This window comes from Nonomuraea sp. AD125B, from assembly GCF_041402765.1.
GTDB classification, from domain to species: Bacteria; Actinomycetota; Actinomycetes; order Streptosporangiales; family Streptosporangiaceae; genus Nonomuraea; species Nonomuraea bangladeshensis.
This window is the reverse complement of sequence record NZ_JBGLOU010000010.1, coordinates 392085-405037: the sequence shown is the minus strand read 5'-3', so window position 1 is coordinate 405037 and position 12953 is coordinate 392085. Positions and strand designations below refer to the sequence as shown.

General features: G+C 69.1%; 15 protein-coding genes. 11 read left to right on the top strand and 4 right to left on the bottom strand.

What is annotated here, in order from left to right:
• Positions 1 to 77: 77 nt before the first annotated feature.
• Entirely contained in the window at positions 78 to 671 is a 594-nt protein-coding gene (locus ACBR40_RS27360; RefSeq protein ID WP_371250620.1) for a tyrosine-type recombinase/integrase, read from the bottom strand.
• A 251-nt stretch (positions 672 to 922) separates the two neighbouring features.
• The gene (locus ACBR40_RS27355; RefSeq protein ID WP_371250619.1) at positions 923 to 1366 is read right to left on the bottom strand and encodes a hypothetical protein; all 444 of its coding nucleotides are present in this window, start codon (positions 1364 to 1366) and stop codon (positions 923 to 925) included.
• Between the two features lie 384 nt (positions 1367 to 1750).
• Between ACBR40_RS27355 and ACBR40_RS27350 the strand changes: the two genes are divergently transcribed.
• The 6 genes from ACBR40_RS27350 to ACBR40_RS27325 all read left to right on the top strand — a co-directional run bounded on the left by ACBR40_RS27350 (position 1751) and on the right by ACBR40_RS27325 (position 7654).
• Positions 1751 to 1891 carry a hypothetical protein gene (locus ACBR40_RS27350; RefSeq protein ID WP_371250618.1) on the top strand — a complete coding sequence of 47 codons (141 nt, stop codon included), beginning with the start codon at positions 1751 to 1753 and terminating at the stop codon, positions 1889 to 1891.
• Positions 1892 to 2009: 118 nt separating this feature from the next.
• The gene (locus tag ACBR40_RS27345; protein ID WP_371250617.1) at positions 2010 to 4037 is read left to right on the top strand and encodes a PatA/PatG family cyanobactin maturation protease; all 2028 of its coding nucleotides are present in this window, start codon (positions 2010 to 2012) and stop codon (positions 4035 to 4037) included.
• A gap of 39 nt (positions 4038 to 4076) precedes the next feature.
• Positions 4077 to 4274 (top strand): hypothetical protein, encoded by a 198-nt coding sequence (locus tag ACBR40_RS27340; protein ID WP_371250616.1) that lies wholly within the window; start codon positions 4077 to 4079, stop codon positions 4272 to 4274.
• A 35-nt stretch (positions 4275 to 4309) separates the two neighbouring features.
• Positions 4310 to 6235 carry a S8 family serine peptidase gene (locus ACBR40_RS27335; RefSeq protein WP_371250615.1) on the top strand — a complete coding sequence of 642 codons (1926 nt, stop codon included), beginning with the start codon at positions 4310 to 4312 and terminating at the stop codon, positions 6233 to 6235.
• 383 nt (positions 6236 to 6618) lie between these two features.
• Positions 6619 to 6858: a hypothetical protein gene (locus ACBR40_RS27330; RefSeq protein ID WP_371250614.1), complete on the top strand. Its 240-nt coding sequence runs from the start codon at positions 6619 to 6621 to the stop codon at positions 6856 to 6858.
• 319 nt (positions 6859 to 7177) lie between these two features.
• Complete coding sequence (locus ACBR40_RS27325) at positions 7178 to 7654, top strand: hypothetical protein (RefSeq protein ID WP_371250613.1); 477 nt, start codon at positions 7178 to 7180, stop codon at positions 7652 to 7654.
• Here the strand turns inward: ACBR40_RS27325 and ACBR40_RS27320 are convergent.
• Positions 7651 to 8061 carry a hypothetical protein gene (locus tag ACBR40_RS27320; RefSeq protein WP_371250612.1) on the bottom strand — a complete coding sequence of 137 codons (411 nt, stop codon included), beginning with the start codon at positions 8059 to 8061 and terminating at the stop codon, positions 7651 to 7653. The two genes, ACBR40_RS27325 and ACBR40_RS27320, sit on opposite strands and share 4 nt — an antisense overlap.
• Between ACBR40_RS27320 and ACBR40_RS27315 the strand changes: the two genes are divergently transcribed.
• Genes ACBR40_RS27315 through ACBR40_RS27305 form a run of 3 tightly spaced genes read left to right on the top strand, consistent with a single transcriptional unit; the run spans position 8054 to position 9794 of the window.
• Positions 8054 to 8215, top strand: coding sequence for a DUF4158 domain-containing protein (locus ACBR40_RS27315; RefSeq protein ID WP_371250611.1), 162 nt, complete (start codon positions 8054 to 8056; stop codon positions 8213 to 8215). The two genes, ACBR40_RS27320 and ACBR40_RS27315, sit on opposite strands and share 8 nt — an antisense overlap.
• Positions 8206 to 9561: a hypothetical protein gene (locus ACBR40_RS27310; RefSeq protein ID WP_371250610.1), complete on the top strand. Its 1356-nt coding sequence runs from the start codon at positions 8206 to 8208 to the stop codon at positions 9559 to 9561. Before ACBR40_RS27315 ends, ACBR40_RS27310 begins: the two co-directional genes overlap by 10 nt.
• A complete protein-coding gene (locus ACBR40_RS27305; RefSeq protein WP_371250626.1) occupies positions 9468 to 9794 on the top strand; it encodes a Tn3 family transposase in 327 nt (108 codons plus the stop codon). Before ACBR40_RS27310 ends, ACBR40_RS27305 begins: the two co-directional genes overlap by 94 nt.
• A gap of 87 nt (positions 9795 to 9881) precedes the next feature.
• Here ACBR40_RS27305 and ACBR40_RS27300 read toward each other — a convergent pair whose 3' ends face one another.
• A complete protein-coding gene (locus ACBR40_RS27300) occupies positions 9882 to 10202 on the bottom strand; it encodes a hypothetical protein (RefSeq protein WP_371250609.1) in 321 nt (106 codons plus the stop codon).
• Between the two features lie 414 nt (positions 10203 to 10616).
• Here ACBR40_RS27300 and ACBR40_RS27295 point away from each other — a divergent pair, with 414 nt between their 5' ends.
• On the top strand, positions 10617 to 12491 hold the full coding sequence (locus ACBR40_RS27295; RefSeq protein WP_371250608.1) for a hypothetical protein: 1875 nt from the start codon (positions 10617 to 10619) through the stop codon (positions 12489 to 12491).
• Positions 12492 to 12661: 170 nt separating this feature from the next.
• Positions 12662 to 12853, top strand: coding sequence for a hypothetical protein (locus ACBR40_RS27290; RefSeq protein WP_371250607.1), 192 nt, complete (start codon positions 12662 to 12664; stop codon positions 12851 to 12853).
• Positions 12854 to 12953: the final 100 nt, after the last annotated feature.

Below are 12953 nucleotides of genomic sequence, written 5' to 3'. Positions count from 1 at the left end.
TTGCTCGTCCGTCATCGAGCGGTCCGGCTCGACAGGCAGTTCGTTCATGGACAGCGACTCCACGGCGGTCTCGGACATCAAGCGTCTCTTCCTTGATCATCAGATCCGCCGTTAGTTTTACAGTCCCCTGCCGTTGTATGCGTTACCGGCGTCGCGTCGCCGGATCCCGGCTGTTCTGCCAGCGGGCGAGCGCCCTCAGGGGATACGCGGGTGTAGCAGGCCAGAGAGGCGACGGAAGTATGGCCGGAGTAGGCCAGCAGGGTGGAGGTGTTGGCGCCGTCCTCTGCGGCGTGGGTCAGCGCGGAGTGCCGGAGCTGGTGCAGCGTCCATGGCCCGCCAGGCAGGTCGGCGGTGGCGGCCTCGAACAGTTCGGCGGCACGCCGGTAAGACAATCGGGCCCGACCCGAGCCGGGGGCGAGGTCTGCGGGCGGCAGCTCGACACGAGCGCGGCGGCCGGCGAGGAAGACAGGTCCGCCGCGGCGGCCGTCCAGCAGACGGGGCAGTAGCCGGGCGGTGGCGGTCTGCCAGATGACGACGTCGACGGCGCCGCCCTTGCGCCGTGCCCGGGCCCGGCGGTTGCGCAGATCGAGGCCGTCGACGTCAAGGGCCAGGACCTCCTGGGCGCGGGCGGCGCTCTCGTACAGCAGCCGAAACAGGGTGCGCTCCCGCAAGCCCAGGCGCGGGCTGGTGGGAGGAGCGACTCGACGTCGGCCCGCGCCAGCGCCCGGGTGCGGTCCAGAGTGCGGGCCCGGCGGCGGATGCGGCGCAGCGGCGCAGGACGAGATCGAGTTGCGCCCTGCGGCGTTCTACGGCGGTCAGGCGTTGCGGCTCTTCTGTCACGTCTGCTCCTGTGGTGATTACTTGATGGGGCCGGGGGGCTCGTCACCTTCGAGCGGTCCGTTCGTCGCCTCCGGCGGAGTGGTCACGATGCTGATCCTCCCGGACGGAGCGAATGATGCGCCAACGTTTCCCCATGACCGGCGACGAGCAGCCGACGCTGGCGCACCACCTGTGGCCCGCCGACCAGAGAGGTCCGTCTGCGGTCCTCCTGCTGGCACGAGACCACGATGATGGCGCTGGGCTCGGCCCCCTCCGTCGCCGAGAGCGCCGCCGTCACCGACGAGAACATGCTGTCCATGGCCCTCTGCGCGCCCAGGGCCTCCGCCTCCGTGACATCGCCGCCCGGCTGGTCATCACCGGGGGCAAGAAGAAGGGTCGACACCCGTCCCCGGCCACTGTCCTGCGGATGCTTCGCGAACACGACGAGGCGAATGCTACGGGCCATCAACGGCGACGCCCAAAGGCTGACCAGCCGTTCATCGGCAGCATCATCCACCGCCCACGGCGGTCCGCTCTCGTTCCTCACCCCGCCTCGGCATCCTGAGTGGCTGGCGAGCTGGTCGGTGTCGGCGCCCCAAATCGGTTCGATCCTTCCCAGAGGTCGATCGAAGTCCGGCCGTGAAGAACGACGCGATGCGGCTCGTGCGCGCCAACACTGCACACCGGCATCGTCTGGGCAGCACCTGCCGGAGGAACTGGGCTACGGCTCAGGCATGACCTGCTGCCAGATCCTGGCCGAGTGGAATCGGCCAGGATCTGGCAGCGTGGCTGCAGGGGGTGCTGATGGATCAGTTGTCACAGGAGCCTCACTCTCCCGTCACATCACAGACCGTTTCAATGTGATTACTTTGAGTAGGCATTGGTGGTGTGGATCAGCGGATGATCCACTAGCAGGAAAGGAACCCGCACCATGTCGCAGACGCATCTTCCGCGCTTGGCCGTCCCGGTCGAGCGCACCATCACCGGAGGGCCCTCGGCCGAGCAGGCCGGCATCGAGCAGTCCTGGCTCCGAAACCACGAGAACCCGTTCGCCGATGAGGGCGACGAGTAGCAGCCAATGAACCGGTGAGCGCCCGGCGCCCCGGCGCGCTTCCCGAGCGGGGTTCGGGCGCTCACCCTGGCCGCAACGCCGATCGGGCACGTGCCATCCCAGAGCGACAGGAGAAGATATGGGCGAGCTTCCCGAGATCGGCGGTCTGGCCGCGTTGTGGCAGTGGACGACGGGCGACGACCGGATCACGGTGGCGGTCGTCGACGGCCTAGTCGATAAGGCCCATCCGGTGTTGGCCGGCGCGAGACTGACCCAGTTGCTCGACGTCTGGCCCGGCAGAGACGTCGCGGGACGCAAGGCCATGCACGGCACGGCGGTGGCAGGGGTGCTGTTCGGCCGGCACGACGGACCCGCCCCCGGGATCGCACCGAGTTGCCGGGCGGTCAGCGTGCCGGTGTTCGCCGAGCAGAGCAGAACCTCCCAGCTGGATCTGGCGCGCGCGATCGAGCTGGCCGCCGACGCCGGCGCGCACATCGTCAACATCAGCGGCGGCCAGTTGGCCGGTCCAGGCGAGGCCGAGGACGTGCTGGCGCGGGCGGTGCGCCGCTGCCGCGAGCAGGGCGTGCTGGTCGTGGCCGCGGCCGGGAACGACGGCTGCCTGTGCGATCACGTGCCCGCCGCGCTGGACGGCGTGCTGGCCGTCGGCGCCTGCGACGAGCATGGCCAGCCCCTGCCGAGCAGCAACTTCGGGCCGGGCAGCCGCCGGCAGGGGCTGCTCGCTCCCGGCGAGAACGTCCGGGTGGCCGTCCCGGGCGGCGCCACCGGGCGGATGTCCGGCACCAGCCTGGCCGCCCCCGTCGTGGCCGGGGTGGCGGCACTGCTGCTCAGTCTGCACCTGCGGCGTGGCCGCAAACCCGACCCCTTGGCGGTCGGGGAACTGCTGCTGGCCACCGCAGACCGCTGCATCCCGCCACCCGGCAGCACAGACGCGGCGGCATGTGTGCGGTATCTGAACGGAACTCTCAACATCACGAAAGCGGTGAATGCTGTGACCACCACGTCCGCCTCTGCTTCTGCGTTTTCCCCGGTCCTCGGCTCTGTCGGAGAGGATGTGCTTGGCGGCGTCGTGGCCTCGTGTCCCGACTCCGACACGGCGGGGTGCGGCTGCGCCGCCGACCCCGCCCCGGCCCCTGAGACGGCCGTGACGGTCAGCTCGATCAGGACCGCCCCCACCTCGGCCCCTTCCCCGGTTCCTTCCGCGGTTCCTTCCGCGGCCGCAGGTGATGAGCGTGCCGGGGTGACCGTCTCGGCCGACGCGGCCGGTCCGGCACCGCGGCGGCTGGTGTACGCGCTCGGCACGCTCGGCTACGACTTCGGCACCGAAGCCCGTCGTGACACCTTCAAGCAGCTCATGCCCCCCGTGGAGGTAGAGGGGATTTCGCTGCCGGCCAACCCGTATGACCCCCGCCAGATGGTGGACTACCTGCGTGAGAGCCCCTCCGAGGCGCGGCCGTTGATCTGGACGCTGAATCTGGACCTGACCCCCATCTATGCGATCGAGCCGGTCGGCGGGTACGGTCCGGGCGTCTACGACCGCCTGGTGGAGTTCCTCGACCGTCAGCAGAAGGCCGACGACGACCCCGATTTCGTCGACCGCGTCTCGGTGCCCGGCATGCTGCCTGGCCGCACCGTGCGGTTGTTCAACGGCCAGCACGTCCCGGTGATCGAGATCAACCTGACCCGCGGCCTGTACGGCTGGTCGGTGGCCAGCTTGGCCGATGCACTGGTGGCCGACTGCGGCGTCCCTGAGCACAATCAGCGCACCAGCCGCAGCGACGGCCGCCACGACCATGACGATGACGGCCGCCTGGCCGACGCGGTGGCCGACTTCCTGCAGCGCATCTACTACGACCTGCGCAACTTCGGCGCCACCAGCCGCGACCGCGCGTTGAACTTCGCCGCCACCAACGCCGTCCAGGCCCGCGAAACCCTGAAAGAGGCGCTCGGCCGCGGCATGGCCCTGCAAGACATCGAAACCGAGAAGAGCCCTTACGGGCGTCCCGACTCCGACTGCTGGGATGTCAAGCTGCGCTTCTTCGACCCCGAGAACGGCAAGCGGGCCAAGCGCGTCTACCGCTTCACCATCGACGTCAAGGACGTGCTGCCGGTCACCCTCGGCCCCGTCCGCTCCTGGCCCGAAGCCTGACCCGGGTATCCCTGCGAAGACCTGGAAGGAAAGGCAGGCATGTCGTCGTTCCCGCCGCAGACACCGCCCGTGCGCCGTGAGCAGCTCGCCAACCCTTACACCACCATCACGCTGGAGCCACGCACCCCCGAACACCTGGCCCGGGTATGGGTGTGGCTGCTCTATAACGCCAAGACGGGCGACCCGGCCGCCTACTGCCTGCCCAGCCACCAGCAGGCCATGCTGTCCGCCAGGTAGCCCAGCGCATCTGTTGTCCGAGGAGCACCCGCCCGATGTCCCACACCACCTTGCCTCCACCGCCGCACGAGGTCGCCCAGCGCGAGGGGGTTCGGGCGGCCGCCTCAAGCCCGGCAGTGACACCTCCGGCTCGCTACCCCGCCCAAGCGGTACCCGGCACCACCGCCCTGCACCGGCACACCTTCGGCCACTCCGATGTGGTCGTCGGCGTCGTCGACGGCCCACCCGACACCTCACACCCCTGTCTGACCGGCGCGAATCTCGAGGCGCGCGAGCCGTGGTGGCTCCCCCCTGCTCCCTACGATGTCAAACTCGCCGAGCACGGCACCTTCACCGCCAGCGTCCTGGCCGGACAGCCCGGCAGCAACCTGCCCGGCCTGGCCCCTGGCTGCCGTCTCATCACACTCGGATTCCACGGTGACAAGCACGTCTCCCACGATCCGCACTCGGCCGCCCGCGCCATCGAAGACCTCCTGGAGGCTGGCGCGAACATCATCCAGTACACCCCGGCCCACCACACCGCCTCGCACGATGCCGACCCGATGCTCAAACGCGCCATCGCCCACGCCATCGAGGCGGGCGTCCTGGTCTGCGCCCCAGCCGGCAACGACTACGGCCGCAACTCCCTGGCCCCCGCGATCCTGCCCGGCGTGCTGGCCGTGGGGGCGCACCGCGCCGACGGCGCCATGTTCTTCTTCAGCAACCACGGCCCCGCCTACACAGGGCACGGCATCACCACCCTCGGCGAAGCCGTGCTCGGCGCCACCCCCGGCGACGCCGGGATCAAAGCCCGCAAAGGCACCTGCACCGCCGTCGCCCTGGTCACCGGCACTGCCGCCCTGCTAGTCAGCCTCCAACGCCACCTCGGCCACCCACCCAACCCCCTCGCGGTCCGCGACGCGCTGCTGGCCACCGCCCGGCCCTGCACCCCCGATCAAGCCCACGGCCGGCCCGAACGCTGCCTGAACGGCTACCTCGACCTGCCCGCGGCCATCGCCCATCTCTTCCCCGACACCCCGCTCCTCGCACCCGAACCAGAGCACACATGCCGACCAGGGGCGCAGGGCACATCGGCCCGGATCACCCAACCCCCACCCCCACAACCAGCCGCCCAGCCAGCCCCGCAACCAGCCTCGCAGCACGCGACACGGCCGGACCAGGAGCGGCTACCCACCGTCACCATCGTCACTCTCGCTCAACGCCCCGACCTCACCGACGCCCGCCCAGTCACCCAAGGCTCGCCGTCAGTGGCGTTCCTGCAAGGCGACCTGGCTGGCCGCTGGTCCGTCCTCGCAGGACTGCAAACACGCTTCCCCCAGTTCGTCCTCCGAGCCGTCGATCCTGACGGGACGATCGTCGGCGGCGGCCACGCCATACCGTTCGCTCTGCACACCCCCGAACGCGGCGGCCGGCTACCCGACGGCGGCTGGGACGAGATGCTCACCTGGGCCTTCGCCGACCTCCACCATGGAACCCCGCCAGACAGCCTTGGCGCCCTCGGCATCTGGGTCGCCCCCGCTCAGCGCGGCACCGGCCTGGCCGGCCGCCTGCTGGCCGCGATGAAAGACACTGCCCGCACCACCGGCCTGCACCAGGTCCTCGCCCCTGTACGCCCCACCCGTAAACACCACGAACCACACACCCCGATGGCCGATTACGCCGCCCGCACCCGCCCTGACGGCCTGCCCGCCGATCCCTGGCTACGTACCCACATCTGCGCCGGCGGCCACATCGCTGGCATCGCGCCCGTCTCCATGCTCGTGGCTGGCTCCCTGGCCCAGTGGCGGGCCTGGACCGGGCTACCGTTCGATGTCGACGGAGACGTCGTCGTGCCAGGCGCGCTCGTGCCCGTCCAGGCCAGCCTCGCCCACGACCGCGCCGTCTACGCCGAGCCCAACATCTGGGTCCACCACCCACTGAACGCTCCCCGCGACCCGCACACCCCAGCCCTTCCGGCCTGACTGCCCACCAAACCGGCCAGAGCCCCAGGGGGTCGTGCAGCTCACGCGTGGCGTTCCCTCTCGCGCGCCACCAGCCGGGTCAGTGTGCTGATCGCAGGCAGCAGCACGTCGTTCTGCCGCAGCCAGCCCACCGCGTACTGGAAGGACGCGGTCGGCCCGTCGCCGGTGTTGGGTGCGCGACAGGGCCTCGATGCCGAACTCGAGGTCGCTCTTGCCCATCAACTTGTCGATCGTGCCCCGGCCAGCTCATCAGCCACGCCAAGATGACCGCGTTGCTCGCCGCGAACGCCTCCACCGCCGCCACGTACTGATCGACCTTCGCCGCCTCGGCCGCGTTCAGGTCCTAGGCCTGCCAGCGCTCGCCGGTCTCACCCCACAGCCACATGTCATGGCTGCAGGCCACCGTGGTGATCTACGACGGCATCACCTACACCTCCGCCACCCCGCTCGCACACACAGCCACCCTCGACGCCTGGCCGCCGCCAGCCCAGACCACCAACCCCGACGGCTCCCCCAGCGGCGGCGCACTCTACAAAGCGGGTGGCCCGGCGATCTTCACCGACGGCAACCGCAGCCTGACCTTCCTCGCCCTCGATATCAATGTCGGACAACCGATCGGCTGAGCTTGATCACCACAATGGATCTGGTCGACGCCGACCCGCTCACCCGCTCCACGCCAAGCAGAAAGCGCGAGGCCGACGGATAGTGGGGCGCCACGGGGCACCTCGAGGACTCCAGAGTTCATCTCCTATGCCGCGAGCCCCTCCCGGGTAACGGCATTCTTTCCTGCTGATCAGCGTGACATTTCTCTTCATGTCAGGCGGAACACCCCCTGCCCACAATTACAACTGATTGCAATCGATTAATAACTCTCAGTAACGTTGCCGGTGTCCGGGCGGCGCGACTTCGGCGAACCCCGGCCTCTGAATGAAGGAGGGCATCGTGCCTGACAACCCCACCACCCCCCTCGTCCGCAACGCCGCACCGATCCAGACCTCCACCATCTGGGGCTCTAACCGCTTCACGGTCACCACCCCCAACGTCTGGGTGGACCTGCCCAACGCCACCATCCCCCAGCAGGTTGGCCAGGGCAGCCCGAGCTTCGGTGCGATGTTCGTCGCGATCTTCTCCGCCGAGTCACTGGTCAAGACGCAAGGCGACAACGGCGTCTGCTTCCTGGACATCACCTTCGGCGGCCAGGACCCCCACCCGATCGACAGCAACCACCGTTTCGACTCCTCCATCGACATGGGCAGCGAATGGAGGAGCGTCACTACGACACGAATCATGGAGTTCCCCCCGACCATCCCTCTGGTCAACGCGACCGCTCAGGTCCGGCTGATGTACAAGGGCGGGGGCGGCTCGCTCGTCGAGTGCGGGCTGCAGAACTGGGTACTCACGCTCTTCCGATACGCCTAGTCACGCTCCCGCTTGGCGGCGGCCGCGGCCCGTACGGCCCGCTCACGCTCGGCTTCGGCCGCCGTCTGCTCTTGCCAGCGCAGACCTGGCGCCGGCGCGAACGTCTGCGGCGGGTCCACGATCTGTCCGGGTGCCTCCACCGGCCAGCCGGTGTGCGCCCAGATCCACCGGCCGTCGTCGTGCATGCGCGCCCACTCGGGCATGGCCACCACGGTCACGGTGCCGGCGGCGGCGCGCACCGGCACTGGCACCCGGGGCCCGCGGCGGGTGGCGGTGTAGCCGGAGCGGTTCGGCCCGTACAGGCTCTCGCGCAGCACGTAGCCGTTGACGGCGGCCTTTACCGACGCCCACCGCCGCCACTGCGGGCGGACGCCCTTCTCCTGAGGGGTCCCCGTAGTAGTGGCCAAATACCTGGGGTGGCGGGCGGCGACGGCGCTGGAGGTGAAGGAGCTGGATGAGTTCCTGCTGGCCCGGGCGATGGAGCACGATTCACCGACGCTGTTGTTCCGGCTGGCGTGTGAGTACCTGATCTCGGCGAAGGTGATCCGGCCGTGCCGGTGACTTTGGTGGAGCGGGTTGCGCATGCTCGCCAGATTGCGCGGGCCGAGACGTTCGACCGGCTGGCGCACGAGCTCACCGGCGAGCGCCGTGTCGGGTTGGACGCCCTGCTGGTGACCGATCCGGCGATCGGGCTGAGTCGGTTGCGGTGGCTGGGCAAGGGGCCGGTGGAGGCCTCGCCCGCCGCGGTGAAGGCCGAGATCGCGAAGCTGGAGTTCCTGCGCCGGATGGGCGCTGACATGCTGGATCTGTCGGTACTGCCGGCGGAGCGGCGCCGGCTTCTGGCCACGGTGGGCCGTCGCCTGACGGCGCAGGCGTTGCAGCGGCGCGAGCCGGAGCGCCGGTATCCGATCTTACTGACGCTGGTGGCGCAGTCGGCGACCGAGGTGCTGGACGAGGTCGTGCAGCTGTTCGACCAGGCGGTCTCGGCGCAGGAGAGCAAGGCCGCCCACCGGATGCGGGAGGCACTGGCCGAGCGCGCCAAGGCCGGGGAGGACCGGCAGGCGCTGCTGGATGCGATCTTGGCCGTCGTTGCCGATCCCGCGGTGCCGGACGAGGAGGTCGGCGGCCTGATCCGCGGGGAGCGAATCGGGTGGCAACGGCTGCGCTCGGCGCAGGAGAGAGCGTTGCCTCCGCCACCACGCGATCATGGGCATCTGGCCGCGCTGGAGGGCTCATACGGGTATTTACGGCAGTTCACCCCCCAGGTGCTGGAGGCGGTGGCCTTCGCCGGGGGCACCGCCGCGGCCGACCTGCTGAGGGCGGTGGAGATCCTGCGGGAGTCCAACGCCGCCGGCACCCGCAAGGTCCCGGCGGAGGCGCCGGCCACCTTCGTGCCGGCCCGCTGGCAGGGTTACCTGGAGGCGGCGGCCAGGAGCGGCAACACCAGCGCTTTTCGGCACTACTGGGAATTGTGTGTGCTTTTGGCGTTGCGGGACGCCCTGCGGGCGGGGGATGTGTGGGTGCCCGGTTCACGCCGCTATGCCGACCCGGCCGCCTACCTGCTGACCCCGGCCGGGTGGGCAGATCATCGGGCGGAGTTTTGCCGGCTGGTCGGCAAACCCGCCGATGCCGCCTCGGGCCTGGCCCAGGTCGCCGACGAGTTGCATGCGGCGCTGGGCGAGCTGGAGCAGACACTGACTGAAGGCGATGGCCCGGTCCGCCTGGACGAGGCGGGCGATCTGGTGATCTCTCCGTTGTCGGCCGAGGACATCACCGCCGCAAGATCTCCCGCCAGCTCAACAAGGGCGAGTCGCTGCACGCGCTCAAGCGGGACCTGCTGTATGCCCACGAGGGCGCCATCCGCGCCCGCCACCTGGAGCAGCAGACCGAACAAGCCTGGTGCCTGACCCTGGTCACCAACGCCGTGATCACCTGGACGACCGAGTACTACGGCCTGGCGGTGGAGTCGATGCGCCGCGCCGGGCGCCGCATCGACGAGGAGGTGCTCGCCCGCATCTGCCCGGCGCACAGCGAGAACATCAACTTCTTCGGCTCCATCGACGTCGATGACGAAGGCGAACTGGCCCAGCTCGGCCCGACCGGGTACCGGCCCCTGCGCGTGCGCGACACCCTGTGTTGACGTCCGGCATGGACGGCACCCGCCAAGGTCGACGCGGGGTGATCGACGTGAGGGTGCCGGTGAGAGGGCGTTGAGGGCTGCTTCCTCTTAGGGTTCCAGCTCAAGGCACAGGCCCACTTGATGTCCACCGGCCCTGCTGTCGAACTGGACGGTGGTGGCCTCGGGGGCGGCCGGTGCGACGGCGGTGGCGCCGGAGGTCACCAGGGCGTAGGCGCGGGCGAGTTCCTCCAGGGCCGCGGACGCCTGTCCGGGGGACTTGGCCGTGACCGCTTGCGCCTCGGCCGCGATGGCCTGCAGCAGCTTCTCGCGCGCTTCGGCGGCGGCGGGCACCTCCCGGACCTTGATCACCGCGGGGATCTGCTGGGCTGCGGAATCGACCGGGGTGGGTGATACCTCGGAGGTGGTCACGTGCGCTCCTGCATGTCGGTGCGGTGAGTGTGCAAGGGGCCGCCTCAGGCGCCTTGGCGGGCCCCTGGGCTGACCGATGGTCTTACTCCATCATGACAAGCGGAAATGGTACGTAGCGCAACGGGCATATTTAGCAGGCGCATTCAGTAGCAACATGAAGATCAAAAGCTTGTTGCCGAGCGGCTAAGCCCCGGGCAATGTTGCGACCATGCCCGAGAGGGACGGCGTCGGCAAACACGACGTCCGTTTCGCGACGCTCAAGCACCGTCACTAAGAGTTACAGAGTGATCATGTACTGTCCGTGTGGGGGAGAGGATCACCATGCCTGAATCACTCGTGACCACCGAGGAACGCCTGGCACGCTTGCGGGCCCAGTTGTCGGGGGCAAGGTCCAGCAGCAAGAGGGACCTGCGCATGCGCCTGAGCCGCAGCGGCAACACGCTGATCGGCGCGAGTCTGCACGCTGCCGCCCGCAAGGCAAAAGGGCTGGAACTGACCGAACTGGAACAGCTCCTGGTAGGGGCGATGGGCACGGTACTGGCCCAGGAGGAGATCGCCGAGTTCGGCCGGATCTACCAGGAGGAGACCTCCCCCACAACGGCGCGGGAACTGTTCCCGGACACCATCACCGGCCGGCCGCTGACCAAAGGTCTGTCCATCGAGGAACTGGTCACGGACTTCCCCCGGATCGGTGCCGAGATCGCCGCACAGCCCAACGCCAGCCTGGTCCGCCTGGACGAACTCGCCCCCGATGCGCCGCTGGACACCGAAGAGTTCGTGCAAGCGCTGGCGACCCACGGCGGCGGGATCACCGTCGTCGTCGGCCCACAGGAGCAGGCGCCGCGCGGAATCGACGGAGCGGACGCGATCTACGTCAAGCTGTCCTTCCGGGACTTCTGGTGCAAACGCAGGTCCAGCGAGCTGGGCAAGGACGAGATCTACTGGACCTCCTCAGCCGGCAGCGACGCCGGGTTCACCAAGGAGTACGAGTCGCCGGAGTTCGGCTCCATCGTCACCGGCAGCCACCGGAACTTCGCCGCGCACTCGTATCTGTTCAACGGCAATGTGGACAAGTGGCTCACCTGCAACATCGCCTGCTGGGAAGCCGACCACAGCGGCAGCGGCTGGTACAGCAACCTGCGTAAGGGCCTTCGGGACATCTCCGCCTACTGCTTCAAGGCCTCCGAGGACCTGGAAGACAACACCGGCGAGTACGAGGGCAGCAGCGCCTGGTTCTCCCTGGTCGGGCTCGTCGCCAGGCTTTTCGACTGGCTGCTGGGCCTGGTCACCAACGATGACGACCTGGTCAAGGAACGCTCCATCGGCTTCACCCGCTCGGCGCTGAAAGCCCTGAGCCGGCGCCCCGGCGGCTACGACTTCTGGGACTTCAACGGCGGTGGCGGCGGACACCACCAGGTCAACATCAAGGCGGAGGTGACCGAGCCTGCCGTCAACACCGCGATACGCTCCATCGTCCTGAGCGGAAGCGGCTGGAGCGAGGACATCCAGATGCCGGGCAGCACCCCCGGTGCGCCGGCGCTGGCCTCCTACGACGGCAAGCTGTATTGCGTGGTTCGCGGCCTCACCAACCAAAGCCTGTACTGGAACAGCTTTGACGGCACCCAATGGAGCAGCTATACCCAGCTCGGCGATGGCGCTGCAAGCCCGTCCGCGCCCGCCCTGGCCGCGTACGGCGGCAAGCTCTACTGCGTCTTCCGCGACGCCAACGGGGTGCTCAACTCTTTCCAGTTCGACGGCAGCCGGTGGAGCTTTTCACCCCAGCACCCTCCCGGCAGCACCTCCGCCCCGCCCGCCCTGGCCGCCTACGACGGCCAGCTGTACTGCGTGGTCCGCGGCCACACCAACTCGGCCTTGTACCTTGCCACCTTCAACGGCTCCCAGTGGACCTCCTTCAGCAAGCTCCCGGTCGAGGCCGTCACCAGCTCCGCCCCGGCTCTCGCCGTCAACGGCAGCCGCCTGTACTGCGTCTACCGCGCCTTTGACAGCACGCTGCGCTACACGTGGGCTCCCTACGGCAGTTCCTCGCCCACCCCGTGGTGCCCCATCCAGTCCTTCCCTTCGGGATCCACCGCAGCCGCACCGGCGCTGGCCGTCATGGGCGGGAAAGTGTTCTGCGTGGTCCGCGGCGGCAACGCCAACACCAAGATGTTCTTCTCCGTTCTGACGAACGGGGAGTGGACCCCGTTCAACCAGATCGATGCAAGAAGCGCCGCCGCGCCCGCCCTCGCCTTCCACGACGGCAAGATCTACTGCGTCCACCGCGGCTGACCCCAGGCCACCTGACAACGGCCGGCGCACCCTGCGATCTTTGGGGTGCGCTGGCGGTCGGGCGCCGCGGCCACCTTCAGCGGCGGCAGCGTCAGCACAGGAGGCTCCTGTATCCCGTCAGGCGCTCAGGCTTCACCCTCCACTGGCTGTGGGCCATCGCCGGAGCCGCCGTGTTCCTCACCGCGATCCTTTACACCTGGCGGTACGAGCAGCCGAAGGTAGGCCACGAGGACGGCGCGACACGCATCCCCGAGGGCCTTCCAGTCGGCCTCGCAATGGCCCTGCACCTCGTCCTGCGCGTCGGCATGTTGCTGGGTGTGCTCGCCATAGTGGCCCCCGCTATCGGCCGGTCGATGTCGTGACGCACGTCTCGGCTCTGCGGCATCTCACCACAGCTTCGGCAGTCCCCAGGGAGGGCCTGTCATCCCGGACATAGGTCGGTATCGACACCGACGCGCGTGG

Bases quoted from the DNA above. Each gene is read 5' to 3' on its own strand.
- ACBR40_RS27350 (WP_371250618.1), top strand. From the start codon at position 1,751: ATGTCGCAGACGCATCTTCCGCGCTTGGCCGTCCCGGTCGAGCGCACC.
- ACBR40_RS27345 (WP_371250617.1), top strand. From the start codon at position 2,010: ATGGGCGAGCTTCCCGAGATCGGCGGTCTGGCCGCGTTGTGGCAGTGG.
- ACBR40_RS27340 (WP_371250616.1), top strand. From the start codon at position 4,077: ATGTCGTCGTTCCCGCCGCAGACACCGCCCGTGCGCCGTGAGCAGCTC.
- ACBR40_RS27335 (WP_371250615.1), top strand. From the start codon at position 4,310: ATGTCCCACACCACCTTGCCTCCACCGCCGCACGAGGTCGCCCAGCGC.
- ACBR40_RS27330 (WP_371250614.1), top strand. From the start codon at position 6,619: ATGTCATGGCTGCAGGCCACCGTGGTGATCTACGACGGCATCACCTAC.
- ACBR40_RS27295 (WP_371250608.1), top strand. From the start codon at position 10,617: ATGCGCCTGAGCCGCAGCGGCAACACGCTGATCGGCGCGAGTCTGCAC.